Source organism: Phenylobacterium sp. (genome assembly GCF_035539035.1).
Taxonomy (GTDB): Bacteria; Pseudomonadota; Alphaproteobacteria; order Caulobacterales; family Caulobacteraceae; genus Phenylobacterium.
In genome coordinates this window covers 421,966-437,723 of sequence record NZ_DATLJI010000014.1, presented here as the reverse complement: position 1 = coordinate 437,723, position 15,758 = coordinate 421,966, and the positions used below count along the sequence as shown (strand labels likewise).

The window sequence follows — 15,758 nt, the reverse complement described above, 5'->3', positions numbered from 1 at the left end:
AAGCCGACTCTGTAGGGCAGACGCGGAGATCGCCCAAACCCCTGCGCCTGATCCGGGTACTCAGCTTGGGTCCCGGCGTCCGCCGGGATGAGCGGGATTTTGGGCCTAGAAGCTCACCCAGTTGCCGTGGAAGCCGAAGGGCACGCGGCGGGGCATCTCGGCCGTGGCTATGGGACCCCTGGCGATCTCCTGGGCCTCGAACACCAGAAGGTCGGAGCGGTTCTCGGCCGCGCGCCAGACCACGGCGGTCACCCAGCCGTCGCCCTCGGCCGCGTCCGCGGAGCGGGGCGTGAACACGGGCTCCGAGGTGAGGTCGCCGGCCGGAAGCTCGTAGACCTGCCGGGCCCCCGTGGCGAGGTCGAGGTGGGCGATGGCGCCCAGCTTGACGGTCTGGGCGCCCGTCGGATCGGCGGCGTACCAGCCGTGGCGGTGGCGCAGGGTCTCGACCCGGGGGTCCACGCGCGGGAACTCCCCGTCGAGGTCGTCCAGCGGCTGCTCGCGGATGGCGTCGGAGCCGCCGGCCAGGTCGAAGGTCCAGCGCACCAGGCGGGCGGCGGACTTCTGGCCGGGCGAACCGTCGGCCATCGGGAACAGCGGGGCGACGTCGTAGCGCATGACGTCGGCGTAGAGGACGTCGCCCTCCTCCCAGGCGTTCAGCGGGTGGAAGACGTAGCAGGCCTCGGTGTTGAACCAGCGGATCGAGGAGACGTCGCCGTCGCGGCGCATGACGCCCACGTGGCTGCCCTTCTCCGGCTCCCAGGCGAAGGGCGGGCGGCCGCCCATCGCCCGCTCGAGGCTCGCGGTCAGCGGCAGGATCGGGAACAGGACGTGGTTCTCGGTGACCATGAAGTCGTGGACCATGCAGGCGAAGGGCGCCTGGAAGTCGTCCCGGCGGACCACCTTGCCGCTGGCGTCGGTGACGCCGTAGCTCATGCCGGCCGAGAGCGGCATGTCGCCCACGCCGTAGGCGAACCAGGCCATCTCGCCGGACTTCGGATCGATCTTCGGGTGGGCGGTCACCCGGCCGCGGTAGTCGCGGACGTAGCCCCGGCTCTCCAGGGTGTCGCGGTCCATTTCGAAGGGCTGGTGGCCCTCCTCGAGCGCCATGAGCCGGCCCGCGTGCCAGACGATGTTGGTGTTGGCGACCCCGCCCTCGTTGCCCATGGCGAGGGGGTCGGTGGTCATGGGGTTGCCGAAGGTTCCGAACAGGGAGCGGCCGTGCTCGTGCTCCAGCTCCCACTTCGGGGTGCGGGCGTAGCGGTTGCGGTAGCGGACCTTGCCGTCCGCCACGTAGAAGCCGTGCACCATGCCGTCGCCGGCGAACCAGTGGTGGTTGGGATCGCGGGGCTCGAACTGCGGATTGGGTCCGATGCGGAACAGGGCGCCGCGAAGTTCGCGCGGAATCTCCCCTTTCACGGCCAGCTCGAAGTCGTCCTCGCTGCGCACCGGCGCGAAGTTGCCCGTCAGGTACGGGTTGATGCGAACGTCACCATCCACGGCGCTTCCTCCTGCGCTTCTGGCGCGGCGTGCCCTGACCGAAAAACCGGCGGCCACTTCCGCGGAACACGCCTCTTGAAACTTACGTTGTAAATTTATTTCGTAAGGGTTAGCCCTTGGCAAGCTGTATTTTGTCCGCGTCCGGAGGCGCCATGCCCCGCATCCTGTCCGAAGCCGACGTCGCCGATTTCCGGGAGCGGCTTTGCGGGGCGGCCGAGCGGCTCTTCGCCGAGCGCGGGCCCGACGCGGTGACCATGCGCCAGCTGGCGGCGGAACTGGGTGTCTCGCCCATGACCCCCTACCGCTACTTCCAGGACAAGGACGACATCCTGGCCGCGGTGCGGACGAACGGGTTCGATCGGTTCGCTGAGACCCTGGAGCAGGCGCGCGAGCGAGCCAAGGGGGCGCGGGCCAAGGGCGCAGCGGTGGGCGAGGCCTACGTCAACTTCGCCTTCGAGCACCCGCACACCTACAAGCTGATGTTCGACCTCAACCAGCCGCACGAGGGCGAGTATCCGGAGCTGGTGCGGGCGGCGCGGCGGGCGCGCGAGACCATGACCGGCTGGGTCGAGGACCTGATCGCCGAGGGGGTGATGGCCGGCGATCCCGAGGAGATCGGCCTGATGTTCTGGTCGGCGGTGCACGGGCCGGTGGTGCTGGAACTGGCCGGCAAGCTGCCGCCCGGAACCGCCAAGCGGTTGCAGCACACCCTGGCCACCACCCTGCGCAAGGGCCTGCGGCCGGAAGCCTGACCCGCCGAGGCTTGACCGCCCTCGGGGCAGGGCGTGGAAGCTCTTCCCAAACCGGGAGGGACGCATGGCCGAGATCAAGCCGTTCAAGGTGCGCTGGGACGAGGCGCAGGTGCAGGCCGTCCTGGACCGGGTGCGCGACTATCCCTGGCCGCCGGCCCCCGAAGTTCCGGACGGGTGGGCGTACGGCTGCGACGGGGCCTATCTGAAGGACCTCTGCGACCACTGGACCCAGCGCTACGACTGGCGCGCGGCCGAGGACGACCTCAACCGCTTCCCCCAGTTCACGGCCAGGGTCGAGGACTTCGACCTCCACTTCCTGCACGTGGTGGGTGAGGCGGGCGGCAGGCGGCCCCTGATCGTCACCCACGGCTGGCCGGGGTCGCACTACGAGTTCTGGCGGGCCATCGAGCCACTCGCCTTCCCCTCGCGGTTCGGCGACGATCCGGCCGACGCCTTCGACCTGGTGATCCCCTCCCTGCCCGGCTTCGGCTTTTCCTCGAAGCCGCGCCGGCCGGTCGGCCAGCGGACGACCGCCCGGCTGTTCAACACCCTGATGACCGAGGTGCTGGGCTACAGGTCCTATCTGGCGCAGGGCGGCGACTGGGGAGCTATGGTCACCTCCTGGCTGGGCCGCGACCACGGCGGCTCGGCGCGGGCCATCCACCTGAACATGCTGGGCTTCCGGCCGCACGGCGGGCCGCAGACGCCGGACGAGGTCGCCTGGGCCCAGCGGCAGGCCGGCATGATGGACGTGATGGGCGCCTACTTCCGGCTGCAGGTCTCCAAGCCGCAGTCGATCGCCTGGATGGGGGGGGGCAATCCGGTGGGACAGGCGGCCTGGATCGCCGAGCGCTTCCACGACTGGTCGGACCTGCGCGAGAAGCCGATGGACGAGGTCTACCCGAAGGACCGGCTGCTCACGAACATCATGCTCTATGTGATGACGGACAGCTTCACGACGGGGGCCTGGTACTACCGGGGCCTGGTGGAGGAAGGCGGGGTCGCCTTCGAGCCCGGCGAGCGTTGCGAGACGCCGACGGCCTTCGCCAACTTCCCCGGCGAGCCGCTCTACGCCGCCCCGCCGAGGTCCTTCGCGGAGCGGGCTTACAACATCGTGCGCTGGAGCGAGATGCCGAGCGGCGGCCACTTCGCCGCCATGGAGGAGCCGGAACTCTTCGTCGACGAGGTGAGGGCTTGGGCGCGCGAGGTCTGACGGCTAAAGGGCGCTCATGACCGCCCGCTACGACTTCGCGTCCGACAACACCGCGCCCGCCGCGCCCGAGGCCATCGAGGCGCTGGTGGCGGCCAACACCGGCTTCACGTCCGGTTACGGGACGGACCCCGTCAGCGCGCGGGCGGCGGACCTGATCCGGGAGATGCTGGACGCCGACGCCGAGGTGCGGTTCGTGGCCTCTGGCACGGCGGCCAACGCCGTCTCGATCGCCGCCCTGGCCCGCCCCTTCGAAGCCGTGCTGGCCCACGAGCACGCCCATATCTGCACGGACGAGACCGGAGCGCCGGGCCTGTTCGGCCATGGCGTGGGGCTGATCGGCCTGCCGGGCGCGGCCGGCCGGATCGAGCCCTCGGCCCTGGAGGCGGCGCTCGCCCGGCCGGACGTCTCCTACCGCCAGTCGCCGGCGGCGCTCTCGCTGACCAACGCCACCGAGTATGGGACCGTCTACACCCACGACGAGCTGAAGGCCCTGACGGCCCCGGTGAAGGCGCTGGGCTACGGGGTCCACCTGGACGGGGCGCGGCTCGCCAACGCCGCGGCCGCGGGGTTCGACCTGAAGCTGATCAAGGACCTCGGCGTGGACCTGCTGGTGGTCGGCGGGACCAAGGCCGGCATGCCGCCGACCGAGGCGGTGGTGATCTTCGACCGCGGCCTCGCCCGCCGGTTCGACGCCCGTCTGAAACAGGCCGGGCAGCTGCCCTCCAAGGGCCGGTTCTACGCCGCCCCGTTCATCGGGATGCTGGGCTCCGGCGCCTTCGTCCGGCACGCGGCGCACGCCAACGCCATGGCCCGCAGGCTCGCCGAGCTCATGCCCTTCCCCGTCCGGCACCCGGTCGAGGCGAACGGCGTGTTCGTGGAAATGGACGACGAGAGGCTCGCGCGGCTGCACGCCTCGGGCTGGTTCGCCTACCGGTTCCTCGATGGCTCGGTCCGCTTCATGTGCTCGTGGGCGACCACGCCCGAGTCGGTTGATTCCCTGGCTGCAACCCTCCGCGACCTGGCCTGAATCCGCGCCGGCAGGCGGCGACCCTTTTCAGAAAAAGGGTCAAGTTTGCCTGTACTTGGCGTGATGTGTGGCGCCTATGGCGCACCGTTCCGGAAATGTGGAACATCGGTAACCCGCCACGTCACATTGTGGCGGCTTTTCGTTGCCCGCGTGTCAGGTGCGTGACAGCTTGCCCGCTCGCCGTTTGGGCGCGCGCGAAGCGCTGAACTTGCCTGTCCATGGCAAGGGCGCCGAGCGCCACCCGGCGGCCGAGCGACGTCGGGGCAAGCCCGGCGCGCCAACCATCCCTCTCAGGCCCGGGGGCCGCAGAATGAAAGTTGTGATGAGAAACATGCTTCGAACCGCGTTGCTCGGTTCCGCAGCGGCGGCCAGCCTTCTGGCCGCGCCGACCTTCGCCCAAGCCCAATCCTCGGAAGTGAACGTTGACGAGATCGTCGTCACCGGCTCGCGGATCCGTCGTCCGGAACTGACCTCGGTTCAGCCGCTGCAGGTCATCACCACCCAGTCGATGGAAGAGCGCGGCTTCACCAACGTCGCCGACGCCCTGAACGACCTGCCGTCCTCCGGTATCCCGGTCAGCCCGATCGGCGACCAGGGCTCCTTCGGCGTCGGCCGGAACTTCATCAACATCTTCAACCTCGGCACCAACCGGACCCTGACCCTGGTCAACGGCCGCCGCTTCGTGGGCGGCAACCCGGCCTCGATCTTCACCGGCACGGGCGCCGGCGGCCAGGTCGACCTGAACGTCATCCCCACCGGCCTCGTCGAGCGGATCGAGACCATCCAGGCGGGCGGCTCGGCCGTCTACGGCTCGGACGCCATCGCCGGCGTGATCAACGTGATCACCCGCACAGACTTCGAAGGCGTCGAGCTAGACGCCCAGTACGGCATCTCCGACGAGAACGACGCCGAGGAATGGCGCGCCCGCATCACCGTCGGCAAGCGCTTCCTCGACGACCGCCTGAGCCTGTCGGGCAGCTACGAGTACAACGAGACCTCGACCCTGGGCTTCGTGGACCGGCAACGGACCGCCGAGCAGCTGACGTTCGCCTCCAACCCGGCCAACACCGGCGGCGCGGACAACATCCCGGGCTCGATCATCATCTTCAACCGCCGCATCCCCGAGGTCACCCTCGGCGGCCTGCCCTTCCGTCCCAATGCGGCCGGCACGGGCGTCGCGGGGGTTGGCCAGAACCAGATCCTCACGATCGTGGACGCCAGCGGCAACCGCGTCCCGGCCCAGTTCGGCCCGGGCGGCGTGCTGGTGCCGTACAACTTCGGCACGCTCTACCAGACCTCGGTCGCTTCGGGCGGCGATGGCCTGAACCTGGCCGAGCTGTCGTCGCTGTCGTCGCCGGTGGAACGCCACGTGGCGACCGCCTTCGGCCGCTATGAGGTGACCGACAACATCCGGGTGAACGCCGAGTTCTTCTACTCGAAGTTCAACGCGGTCGAGCCGTTCAACCAGCCGATCTACAACGCCCCGCTGTTCGGCGGGAACTCGTCGGCCCTGCGGATGTCGACGGCCAACCCGTTCCTGCCCGCGGCCACCCGCGCGGCGATCCTGGCCCAGCCCACCGCGACCACGGCGGACCCGGCGAACCCCGGCGAGCGGCTGTTCTTCCTGTCGCGCGCCTCGGTCGACATCGGCAACAACCAGACCTCCGCCGAAGGCGAGACCTTCCGCGGCGTGCTGGCGGTCGACGGCGACCTGAACTTCCTCGACCGGGACTTCAACTGGAGCCTGTCGTACACCCACGGCCAGGCGGACGGGAGCTTCCAGAGCCCGAACATCGTCCAGACCCGCTTCGAGCAGGCCATCGACGTCACGCGTGACGCCAGCGGCGCCATCGTGTGCCGCAGCGCCGCCGCCCGCGCCGACGGCTGCGCCCCGCTGAACATGTTCGGCTTCGGCTCCCCGAGCCAGGCCGCGCTGGACTACATCGGCGTGCAGTTCGAGTCCGAGTACAAGATCCTGCAGACCGTCTACGAAGGTAACTTCGGCGGCGACCTGTTCCAGCTTCCGGCCGGGATGTGGAGCTTCGCGGCGGGCTTCGAGGCCCGCTACGAGAAGTCGGACTTCAACCCGAACGCGCCCCAGGAAGCCGGCGTCGGCCGCTCGGCCGCCATCACGGCCCTGACCGGCAAGTTCGACACCAAGGAGTTCTACGGCGAAACCCTGGTGCCGGTGTTCGGCGGTGACTTCACCTTCCCGGGCCTGCACCGCCTGGAGCTGGAAGGCGCCTACCGGAAGGTCGACCACAGCCAGGCCGGCAAGGACAAGGCGTGGAGCTACGGCGCCCGCTGGTATCCGATCTCCGACCTTATGTTCCGCGCGCAGAAGAGCCGCTCGTTCCGCGCCCCGGCGATCACCGAGCTGTTCCTGCCGACGGCGACCAGCTTCATGACCGCCACGGACCCCTGCGACTTCCGCAACATCAACAGCGGTCCGAACCCGGCCACCCGCCGCGCCAACTGCCAGGCGGCGTTCCAGGCGCTCGGCCTGCCGGCCAACTTCAACCTCACCTCGAACGTCCAGGCGGCGACGGTGCAGGGCTCGCAGTCGGGCAACCCCGACCTCGAGAACGAGATCGGCAAGCAGTGGACCGTGGGCTTCGTCTATCAGCCCTCGTTCCTGCCGGGCCTCGCGGTCAACTTCGACTGGGTGAACATCGAGCTCAACGACGCGATCTCGAACTTCAACCTGACCTCGATCCTGCAGGTCTGCTACGACTCGCCGAACCCGCCGGCTGACGCCTGCGGCCGCTTCGTGCGGGGCAACTCCACGACCGATCCGGTCCGCGGCCAGGGCCAGATCATCACCCGTGGCGAGCCGACCGGCACGGGCGCGACCTCCGACGGTCCGAGCACCGGCTTCATCAACGCCGGCTACACCAACTTCGAGGGCTTCACCGCCGGCGTCGACTATCGTGTCGACCTCGCCGACTGGCTGGGCGGCGCCTTCGGCGGCTGGCTGGGCGGCGATCCGGGCTCGCTCGAGTGGAACTTCGACCTCTACCACGTGGAGCGTCAGGAGACCTCGGTCACCGGCCTGGGCTTCGACCTGAACCGCGACCACGGCGAGATCGGCAACGCCAAGTGGCGCTACAAGCTCGAGACCAACTATGATCGCGGTCCGCTGTCGGTGAACTGGACGGTGAACTGGATCGACGAGTCGCGGTTCAACAACGACTTCACGTTCGAGACCCGCTACCCGCTGAAGGTCGACAGCTACTTCCTGCACGACCTGGGGATCACCTACGACCTGGCCGACATGGCCGAGGGCTGGGGCATCGGCATGGACAACCTCCGCGCCCGCGTGGTGGTCCGAAACGTGTTCGACGAAGAGCCGCCGCTGGGCGCCACCAACGCGACGGCCGCCTACGGCACCTACGACTTCATCGGCCGCTACTACGTGGTGGGCCTCACCGCCCGCTTCTAAGGCGCGAACCGCCCGGGCCTTCGGGTCCGGGCGGGACCCCGCTGAAGCTGAAAACAGAAGAGCCGCCGGGTCGCCCCGGCGGCTCTTTTTCGTTCGGCGATGCGGCGCGGCTAGGCCGGCTGCAGCGTCCTGGCCGCCAGCATTCCGGCCAGCCGGCCCTGGATGATCTCCTCGGCCTCGCGGACGATCCGGTGAATCAGCTCGGCGCAGGTCGGGATGTCGTGGATCAGCCCCTGGACCTGGCCGGCCGACCAGATGCCGTAGTCGGGATCGCCGGCCTCGTAGACCACCTTGCCGCGGGCGCCGGCCACCAGGTCCTTCACGTCCTCAAACTTGGCGCCGCCGCGGCGCTCGATGGCGACCACCTCGTCGCTCACCGCGTTCTTCGCCACCCGGGCGGTGTTGTGCATGGTCCGGAAGATCAGGTTGGTCTGCCGCTCGTCGTTGGCGACGATCTGCTCCTTCACCTTCTGGTGGATCGGGCTCTCCACGGTGGCCATGAAGCGGGTGCCCATGTTGATCCCCTCGGCGCCCAGCGCGAGCGCCGCGACGAGGCCGCGGGCGTCGCCGAAGCCGCCCGAGGCGATCATCGGGATCTTCACCTTGTCGGCCGCGGCCGGGATCAGGATCAGGCCGCCCACGTCGTCCTCGCCCGGGTGCCCGGCGCATTCCAGGCCGTCGATGGAGATGGCGTCGACGCCCATCCGCTCGGCCGAGAGCGCGTGGCGGACCGCGGTGCACTTGTGGATCACCTTGATCCCGTGCGCCTTGAAGTGGTCGACGTGCTCCTGGGGCTTGTAGCCCGCCGTCTCGACGATCTTCACCCCGCCGTCGATGATCGCCTGCCGGTACTCGGCGTAGGGCGGCGGCGTGATCGCCGGCAGGATGGTCAGGTTTACGCCGAACGGCTTGTCGGTGAGCTTGCGGCAGCGGTCGATCTCGCGCCGCAGGTCGTCAGGCGTGGGCTGGGTGAGCGCCGTGATGAAGCCCAGGCCGCCGGCGTTGGCCACGGCCGCCACCAACTCGGCGCGGCCGACCCACTGCATGCCGCCCTGGACGATGGGATGTTCGATACCGAAGGTCTCGGTGAACCGCGTCTTCAGCGCCATGCGGCGTTCCTCCAAACAGCTGTTTGGACGAACTCAACAGCCAGACGCTACGTCAGGCAACCCCGCGCTTACTGAACGCCGGCGCGGCCGATGGCGTAGAACCGCTCGGCCCGGCGCTTGCGAAGCTCGTCGGGCGAGAGGCCGTCCATGGCCTTCAGTTCCTCCTCGAGAGCCTCGCCCACGGCCAGCATGGCGGCCTCGGGATCGGAGTGGGCGCCGCCGGTGGGCTCGGGGATGATCCGGTCCACGATCCTCATGGCCAGCAGGTCCTCGGCGGTGATCTTCATGGCCTTGGCCGCCTCGGCCGCGGTGCGCCCGCCCCGCCAGAGGATCGAGTTCGCCCCCTCCGGCGAGATCACGGAATAGATGGCGTGTTCGAGGATCAGAACGCGGCTGGTGGCGGCGATGGCGATCGCGCCCCCGGACATCCCCTCGCCTGTGATCACGGTGACGTTCGGCGTGCCCAGCGACAGGCACTTCTCCGTGGACCGGGCGATGGCCTCGGCCACCCCGCGCTCCTCGCTGGAGACGCCCGGATATGCGCCGGCCGAGTCGACCAGGGTGATCACCGGCATCGAGAACCGCTCGGCCAGCTCCATCAGGCGGATCGCCTTGCGATAGCCGTCCGGCCGGCCCATGCCGAAGTTGTGCTTCACCCGGGTGACCGTGTCGCGGCCCTTCTCGTGGCCGATGATCACCACGGGACGGCCACGGAAGCGGCCGAGCCCCCCCACGATGGCCTGGTCGTCGGCGAAGCCGCGGTCGCCGCGCAGCTCCTGGAACTCCTCGATCAGGGCCGCGACATAGTCGGTGAAGTGCGGCCGGTCCGGATGCCGGGCGACCTGGGTCTTCTGCCAGGCGTCGAGATTGGCGTAGGCCTCGCGGCGAAGCTCCTGGGCGCGGGCGCGCAGGGCCTCGATCTCAGCATCGAAGGCGCCCGGTCCGGCGCTTTCGGACAGCTTCGACAGCTCCTCGATCTTGGCTTCGAGGTCGGCGATCGGGCGCTCGAACTCGAGGTAGTGGGCGACCATTCGAGGGGGCGGCTCCCTGCCGGACGAAAGAGGCGGCGGAAATTAGGCGGGTTCACCCGCGCCCACAAGTACAGCCTCGCCTGGCAGGCGCATGTAAAGCCTGGCGAAGGGAACCTGGGCCGTCATGGCGGCTTCCAGCAGCTATGAAGACATGGCTCCGCGACAACGGATTGACCATCGCCCTGGTCCTGCTCTTCCTGGGCAGCCTCCTGGGCCACATGGTTTCGGGCTTCTCCCATGAGAACGAGGAGCGGCTCCAGCACGGCCAGGTCCTGATCTCCTTTGGCGAGTTCCTGAGGGGCGGCGCCTTCCTCTCCACGCTCTTCGAGAACTGGGAGAGCGAGTTCCTGCAGATGTGGACCTACGTCACCCTGACGGCCTATCTGTTCCAGCGCGGCTCTCCCGAGAGCAAGGACCCGGACGCGCCGGCCGCGCAGGACCGCGATCCGAAGCTCGACGAGAACAATCCCGACGCGCCGGGCCCCGTGCGGGCCGGCGGGATGGCGCGGGCGCTCTACGCCCACTCCCTGGGCCTGGCGCTCATGATCCTGTTCCTGGCCTCCTTCGTCCTGCACTGGGTGAACAGCCTGCGGCAGGCGTCGGAGGAGGCGCTCGAGCACAACCAGCCCCCGCCGGAACTCCTGGCCTACCTGGGCGACGCGCGGTTCTGGTTCGAGTCCTTCCAGAACTGGCAGAGCGAGTTCCTGTCCACCGCCGTCCTGGTGGTCCTGGCCATCTTCCTGCGCGAGCGCGGCTCGCCCGAAAGCAAGGCGGTCGGCGCCCCTCACGCCAGGACGGGCACGGACTAGTTCACGAAGCCGTCAGCGCCCTGGGGAACCGAGGTGCAACTTCCTGTCCCCGCACGTCGTTTGTTAGCCCGAGGTCGCCAGGCCCATGTCTTCACGGGGGGCTGGAGGCGTACCCGGCGCGCCTTTGACTGATGCGCGGACCCCTGCCTTGACACAGCACCGCGCTCGAGGAGAAGAACGGAGCAAGAGATTCATGAACGCCCCCCTGAAGATCGGGATGGCCTCGGCGCTGGTTCTGGCGACGGCTTCGCCTGTCGCTGCGCAGTACTACCGGCCGACCCCCGAATACCAGCGCGCCCAGTCGGAGTACGAGGCGCAACGCTACCAGTACGAGAACAGCCGCGAGGCCTATCGCGAAGCCCGCCAGGACTACAACCAAGCCCGCCGCGACTATGAGCGCCGCCTGGCCGCCTGGGACCGCGAACGGGCGCGCTATGACGCCCGCTACGGCTACGGCGCCTACGCCCGCATGTACGCCCGCCCGGTGTGGGACGAGGCCTACTGGGCCAACAACCGCTACGGCGCGCCGTCGGCGGGCTACTACGCCCCCTCGGCGGGCTACTACGGCTCGAACGCCAGCGCGACCGGCGTCCGCTGCAACAACAACTCCACCGTCACCGCCGGCGTGCTCGGCGCCCTGGCCGGCGCGGTCCTGGGCTCGAACGTGGCGGCGCGCAACGCCCGCACCGAGGGCGCGGTGCTCGGCGCCCTGGTGGGCGGCGGGGTCGGCGCGGCCGTGGGCCGGGCCAACGACCGCTACAAGTGCGACAGCCGCGGCCCGTACTTCACCTACAACGAGACCATCCCCTACCGGGAAGCCTCGGCCTACCGCTCGCCGCAGTACAGCTACTACACGCGCCAGCGCTGCCGCCTCGCGCCGGCTCCGATCGACGATCGTGGCCAGGACTATCGCTACGTCCGGGTGTGCCCGGACGGCGACGGCCGCTACCGCATCACCGGCTAAGCGCGCCGCACAGGTCAACCTTGGAAGCCGCCCCTCGGGCGGCTTCTCTTTTTTGGGCCTCAACCCTTCTTCGCCAGGGGGTGCTTGGTGGCCATGACCTGGGCCAGGCGGTCGCCGGCCACGTGGGTGTAGATCTGGGTGGTGGCGATGTCGGCGTGGCCGAGCAGCTTCTGCACCACGCGCAGGTCCGCCCCGCCCTCCAGCAGGTGGGTGGCGAAGGCGTGGCGCAGAACGTGCGGGCTGACCCGGGCCGGGTCGATGCCGGCGTCGGCGGCGGCCTCGTCCAGCAGCTGGGCGAACCGGCGGGGCGTGAGGCGGCCGCCCTTGCCGCGGGACGGGAAGAGCCAGGGGTTGGCCTTGTCCTTCGGCGGCAGGAACTGGGGCCGGACCTCCAGATAGGCCTTCACCGCCGCGCGGGCGGTCTCGTTCAGCGGCGCAAGCCGCTCCTTGCCGCCCTTGCCCTTCACGATCAGGTAGGCCGGGTCGCGGGCCAGCGCCGCCAGCGTCAGGCCGGTGAGCTCGGAGATCCGCAGGCCGGAGGCATAGGCCAGCTCCACCATGCAGCCCAACCGGAGCCCCTGGGCGCCGTCGCGGGCCGACGCGGCGGCGATCAGCCGGTCCATCTCCTCGCGGCTCAGCACCTTGGGGAGGCTGCGGCCCTTCTTCGGCGCCTCCACCCGTCGGGAGGGGTCGTCCGCCCGCCAGGTCTCGCCCAGGACGAAGCGGTAGAACTGCCGCACGGCCGCACGGCGGCGCGCCGCGGTGGCGGGCGACAGGCCGCGGGCGCCGAGGGCGGCGAAATAGGCTTCCACATCCTCCGCGGACGCCGAGGCGAGATCGCGTCCGCGCGCCGCCAGGAACCCCGCCGCGTCGGCCAGGTCGCGCGTGTAGGCGGTGAGCGTGTTCTTCGCCGCCGCGCGCTCCACGGCCATCATCTCCAGGAAGGCCTCGGCCCAGGCCGCGCCCTGGCTCATTTCAGCGCCGCCAGCCCCTCGAGGACGAAGGCCCGGGCGTCGGCCTCCAGGCCCGCCTCGGCGAGCGCGCGGGCGATGCGGGCCCGGTCGGCTGCGCCGGGCCCCGCGGACCCGGAGTCGGCGGCCGTCCAGAGCGCCAGCAGGGCGGTCTCGCCGGGAAGCTGGCGGCGGGCGGCGTCGTGCAGGGCGAGGCTGCGGGCCGCGGGCGCCTTGCCCTCGGCCAGGGTGAAGCCGGCGAGCCGGGTGCGGTCGGCGGGGCTGAGCTGAGGCTTCAGGGCCGCCAGCAGGATCGCCTGCGACTGCAGCCGCGTACGGGTCTTGGCGTCGGCCTCCGCCGCGGCGGCGATGAGGGCGGTGACGCCGCCGTCGGGGACGGGCTGGCCCGCGGCGACCACGGCGGCGAGTTCGGCGACGCCGCCGCCCAGGGTGGCGAGGTCCCAGGTGGGCGGCGCCGGAGCCCCGCCGGCTTGGGCGGCCGCCACCGCCGGCGAGGCGGCCGCCTTGGTCATGTCGAGGCCGAGGCTGCGGGACAGGGCGTAGTCGAGACCATTGCGCAGGGAGGCCGCGCCGGGCGCGCCGGCGCCCAGCTTCGCCGCCATCAGCCGGCCGTAGGCGGCGTCGCGGGCCTGGGCCTGGGCCAGATCAAAGGTGAGCTGGGCCTGGGCGGTCTGGCCGGCCGCCGCCTGGCAGAAGGCGCGGAGCCGCAGCCAGTAGGTCTCGTCGCGGCCGGTGGCGAGCCCCTCGGCCAGCGCGCAGGCCCGCGCGTCGTCGCCGGCCAGGAGCGCGCTCTCGGCCGCGGCGCGGGCGAGCTCGGCGTTGCGCTCCAGACCTGCGGCGCGCCCGAGGATAGCGGAGGCGGCCTCGACGTCGCCCATGGCCAGCAGGGCCTGGGCGCGCAGGCCGAGCAGGGCTGGATCGGCCGCGCCGTCGGGCCCGGGCGCGCCGGTCGCCAGCACCCGGCGGGCCAGCTGGGCCGCGGCAGGCGACAGGGGCTTGGCCGCCAGCAGCGGCAGGACGGCGCGCAGGGTCTCCGTCGAGGTTCCCCGCCAGAGGGTGGGCGGCAGGCCGGTGTCCCGGCCGGCCACGGAGAAGGCGTCGGGCGCCGCCAGCGGCGCCACCTCCACCGGCTGGGCGTGGCCGGGCGAGGCGGCGAGGAGGCCGGCGACGAGCGCCAATGCCAGGGAAATGCGGACCATGCGCAGAGCATACTGAACCGCCGGAGTTGGCGCGAGGCCGCGCGGTCGTGTAAGCGTGGCGACCTCCATGGACCGCTTCGACCCGCTGCGCCGCCGCACCATCGTCCTCGTCGGCCTGATGGGCGTGGGGAAATCGAGTGTCGGGCGCCGGCTCGCCAACGCCCTGGACCTGCCGTTCCGCGACACCGACGCCGAGGTGGAGGCCGCCGCCGGACGGTCGATCTCCGACATCTTCGCCGAACTGGGCGAAGCCGCCTTCCGCGAGGGGGAGCGGCGGGTCATCGCCCGCCTCCTGGAACAGCCGCCGATGGTCCTGGCCACCGGCGGGGGGGCGTTCATGAATGCGGACACCCGGGCGCTGATCAAGTCGAAGGCCGTCTCCGTCTGGCTGAAGGCCGACCTGGACGTCCTGGCCCGCCGGGTCGGGCGCAAGGACACCCGGCCGCTGCTGGCCGGCAAGGACCCGCTCGAGGTGCTGAAGGCCCAGGCGGAGGTCCGCTATCCGGCCTACGCCGAGGCCGATGTGACGGTCGAGACCGGCGACACCGCCCACCACATCACCGTCGACCAGGTGATCCGCGCGCTCAGCGCCTTTCTGGAGACGCAGGACCGATGACGCGGACCGTTCCCGTCGGCCTCGGCGATCGCGCCTATGAGGTGGTCATCGGACCCGGCCTGCTGGACGAGGCGGGGCAGCGCATCCTGCCGTTCCTGAAGAACCGCCGCGTCGCGGTCGTCAGCGACGAGACGGTGTGGGGCCTGCATGGGCAGCGGCTCTCGGGCGTGCTCGACCGCTCCGGCATCGACGTCTCGCCGCTGATCGTGCCGCCCGGCGAGCAGACCAAGAGCTTCGAGGGGCTGGCCGACGTCTGCGACCGCCTGCTGGCGCTGGAGCTGGACCGCGCAGACCTGGTGGTGGCTTTCGGCGGCGGCGTGGTGGGCGACCTCGCGGGCTTCGCGGCCGCCGTCTACAAGCGCGGCATCGACTTCGTGCAGATCCCCACGACACTGCTTGCCCAGGTAGATTCGTCCGTGGGGGGCAAGACCGCCATCGACACGCCGCGCGGCAAGAACCTGGTGGGCGCCTTCCACCAGCCCAGGCTGGTGCTGGCCGACCTGGACGTCCTGGCCACCCTTCCCGACCGCGAGATGCGGGCGGGCTACGCCGAGATCATCAAGTACGGCCTGCTGGGCGACTTCGGCTTCTTCGAGTGGCTGGAGGCGAACGGCCGGCAGGTGCTGGCGCGCGAGCCGCAGGCCCTGCTGCACGCCGTCGCCCGCTCCGTGGAGATGAAGGCCGAGATCGTCGCCGAGGACGAGACCGAGCGCGGTCGCCGGGCCCTGCTGAACCTTGGCCACACCTTCGGCCACGCCCTGGAATCGGAGACCGGCTACGGCGAGGCCCTGCTGCACGGCGAGGCCGTGGCGGCGGGCATGGCGCTGGCGTTCCGCTTCTCCGCCGCCCAGGGCCTCTGCGACGCGCAGGACGCCACCCGCGCCCAGGCCGCCATCGCCGCGGCCGGCCTGCCGACCCGGCTCGCGGATATCCCCGGCTATCCGTTCGCCGCCGAGCGGCTGGTTCGCCACATGGCGCAGGACAAGAAGGCCGAGTCCGGCAAGCTGACCTTCATCCTCGCCCGCCGGCTCGGTGAGGCCTTTGTCGCCAAGGACGTGGACGGCTACGCCGTGCGCGACTTCCTGCTGGCCGAGGGCGCAAGGTCGTGAACGCCGTCGTCGCCAAGCT

The 15,758-nt window shown here is 70.7% G+C and carries 13 protein-coding genes; 8 read left to right on the top strand and 5 right to left on the bottom strand.

The genetic code is table 11. The features are described 5' to 3' along the window. Window positions 1-105 precede the first annotated feature (105 nt). Window positions 106-1,497 (bottom strand): carotenoid oxygenase family protein, encoded by a 1,392-nt coding sequence (locus tag VM685_RS11720; RefSeq protein ID WP_325460328.1) that lies wholly within the window; start codon window positions 1,495-1,497, stop codon window positions 106-108. Between the two features lie 152 nt (window positions 1,498-1,649). On the opposite strand from VM685_RS11720, the gene VM685_RS11715 reads away from it, so the two are divergent. The 4 genes from VM685_RS11715 to VM685_RS11700 all read left to right on the top strand — a co-directional run bounded on the left by VM685_RS11715 (window position 1,650) and on the right by VM685_RS11700 (window position 7,931). After that, window positions 1,650-2,249: a TetR/AcrR family transcriptional regulator gene (locus VM685_RS11715; RefSeq protein ID WP_325460327.1), complete on the top strand. Its 600-nt coding sequence runs from the start codon at window positions 1,650-1,652 to the stop codon at window positions 2,247-2,249. Between the two features lie 64 nt (window positions 2,250-2,313). Next, window positions 2,314-3,462: an epoxide hydrolase gene (locus VM685_RS11710; protein WP_325460326.1), complete on the top strand. Its 1,149-nt coding sequence runs from the start codon at window positions 2,314-2,316 to the stop codon at window positions 3,460-3,462. Window positions 3,463-3,478: 16 nt separating this feature from the next. Beyond that, entirely contained in the window at window positions 3,479-4,489 is a 1,011-nt protein-coding gene (locus VM685_RS11705) for a beta-eliminating lyase-related protein (protein ID WP_325460325.1), read from the top strand. A gap of 415 nt (window positions 4,490-4,904) precedes the next feature. Next, a complete protein-coding gene (locus VM685_RS11700) occupies window positions 4,905-7,931 on the top strand; it encodes a TonB-dependent receptor domain-containing protein (protein ID WP_325460324.1) in 3,027 nt (1,008 codons plus the stop codon). 110 nt (window positions 7,932-8,041) lie between these two features. Here the strand turns inward: VM685_RS11700 and VM685_RS11695 are convergent, their stop codons facing one another. Next, complete coding sequence (locus tag VM685_RS11695) at window positions 8,042-9,040, bottom strand: NAD(P)H-dependent flavin oxidoreductase (RefSeq protein WP_414693359.1); 999 nt, start codon at window positions 9,038-9,040, stop codon at window positions 8,042-8,044. Window positions 9,041-9,108: 68 nt separating this feature from the next. Continuing rightward, complete coding sequence (locus VM685_RS11690; RefSeq protein WP_325460322.1) at window positions 9,109-10,071, bottom strand: acetyl-CoA carboxylase carboxyltransferase subunit alpha; 963 nt, start codon at window positions 10,069-10,071, stop codon at window positions 9,109-9,111. Between the two features lie 143 nt (window positions 10,072-10,214). On the opposite strand from VM685_RS11690, the gene VM685_RS11685 reads away from it, so the two are divergent. Continuing rightward, entirely contained in the window at window positions 10,215-10,880 is a 666-nt protein-coding gene (locus VM685_RS11685) for a DUF6766 family protein (protein WP_325460321.1), read from the top strand. 193 nt (window positions 10,881-11,073) lie between these two features. Beyond that, window positions 11,074-11,844: a glycine zipper domain-containing protein gene (locus tag VM685_RS11680; RefSeq protein ID WP_325460320.1), complete on the top strand. Its 771-nt coding sequence runs from the start codon at window positions 11,074-11,076 to the stop codon at window positions 11,842-11,844. Window positions 11,845-11,903: 59 nt separating this feature from the next. On the opposite strand, the gene VM685_RS11675 is transcribed toward VM685_RS11680, so the two are convergent. Then, window positions 11,904-12,818, bottom strand: coding sequence for a site-specific tyrosine recombinase XerD (locus VM685_RS11675; protein ID WP_325460319.1), 915 nt, complete (start codon window positions 12,816-12,818; stop codon window positions 11,904-11,906). Next, the gene (locus VM685_RS11670; protein WP_325460318.1) at window positions 12,815-14,014 is read right to left on the bottom strand and encodes a hypothetical protein; all 1,200 of its coding nucleotides are present in this window, start codon (window positions 14,012-14,014) and stop codon (window positions 12,815-12,817) included. The genes VM685_RS11675 and VM685_RS11670 overlap by 4 nt, the downstream gene beginning before the upstream one ends. Window positions 14,015-14,081: 67 nt before the next feature. On the opposite strand from VM685_RS11670, the gene VM685_RS11665 reads away from it, so the two are divergent. Next, the gene (locus VM685_RS11665) at window positions 14,082-14,630 is read left to right on the top strand and encodes a shikimate kinase (RefSeq protein ID WP_325460385.1); all 549 of its coding nucleotides are present in this window, start codon (window positions 14,082-14,084) and stop codon (window positions 14,628-14,630) included. Further along, the gene (gene aroB / locus VM685_RS11660) at window positions 14,627-15,739 is read left to right on the top strand and encodes a 3-dehydroquinate synthase (protein ID WP_325460317.1); all 1,113 of its coding nucleotides are present in this window, start codon (window positions 14,627-14,629) and stop codon (window positions 15,737-15,739) included. The genes VM685_RS11665 and aroB overlap by 4 nt, the downstream gene beginning before the upstream one ends. Window positions 15,740-15,758 lie beyond the last annotated feature (19 nt).

Coding starts and splice junctions, on each gene's coding strand:
- VM685_RS11715 (WP_325460327.1), top strand. CDS start 1,650: ATGCCCCGCATCCTGTCCGAAGCCGACGTCGCCGATTTCCGGGAGCGG.
- VM685_RS11710 (WP_325460326.1), top strand. CDS start 2,314: ATGGCCGAGATCAAGCCGTTCAAGGTGCGCTGGGACGAGGCGCAGGTG.
- VM685_RS11705 (WP_325460325.1), top strand. CDS start 3,479: ATGACCGCCCGCTACGACTTCGCGTCCGACAACACCGCGCCCGCCGCG.
- VM685_RS11695 (WP_414693359.1), bottom strand. CDS start 9,040: ATGGCGCTGAAGACGCGGTTCACCGAGACCTTCGGTATCGAACATCCC.
- VM685_RS11690 (WP_325460322.1), bottom strand. CDS start 10,071: ATGGTCGCCCACTACCTCGAGTTCGAGCGCCCGATCGCCGACCTCGAA.
- VM685_RS11685 (WP_325460321.1), top strand. CDS start 10,215: ATGAAGACATGGCTCCGCGACAACGGATTGACCATCGCCCTGGTCCTG.
- VM685_RS11680 (WP_325460320.1), top strand. CDS start 11,074: ATGAACGCCCCCCTGAAGATCGGGATGGCCTCGGCGCTGGTTCTGGCG.
- VM685_RS11675 (WP_325460319.1), bottom strand. CDS start 12,818: ATGAGCCAGGGCGCGGCCTGGGCCGAGGCCTTCCTGGAGATGATGGCC.
- VM685_RS11670 (WP_325460318.1), bottom strand. CDS start 14,014: ATGGTCCGCATTTCCCTGGCATTGGCGCTCGTCGCCGGCCTCCTCGCC.
- VM685_RS11665 (WP_325460385.1), top strand. CDS start 14,082: ATGGACCGCTTCGACCCGCTGCGCCGCCGCACCATCGTCCTCGTCGGC.
- aroB (WP_325460317.1), top strand. CDS start 14,627: ATGACGCGGACCGTTCCCGTCGGCCTCGGCGATCGCGCCTATGAGGTG.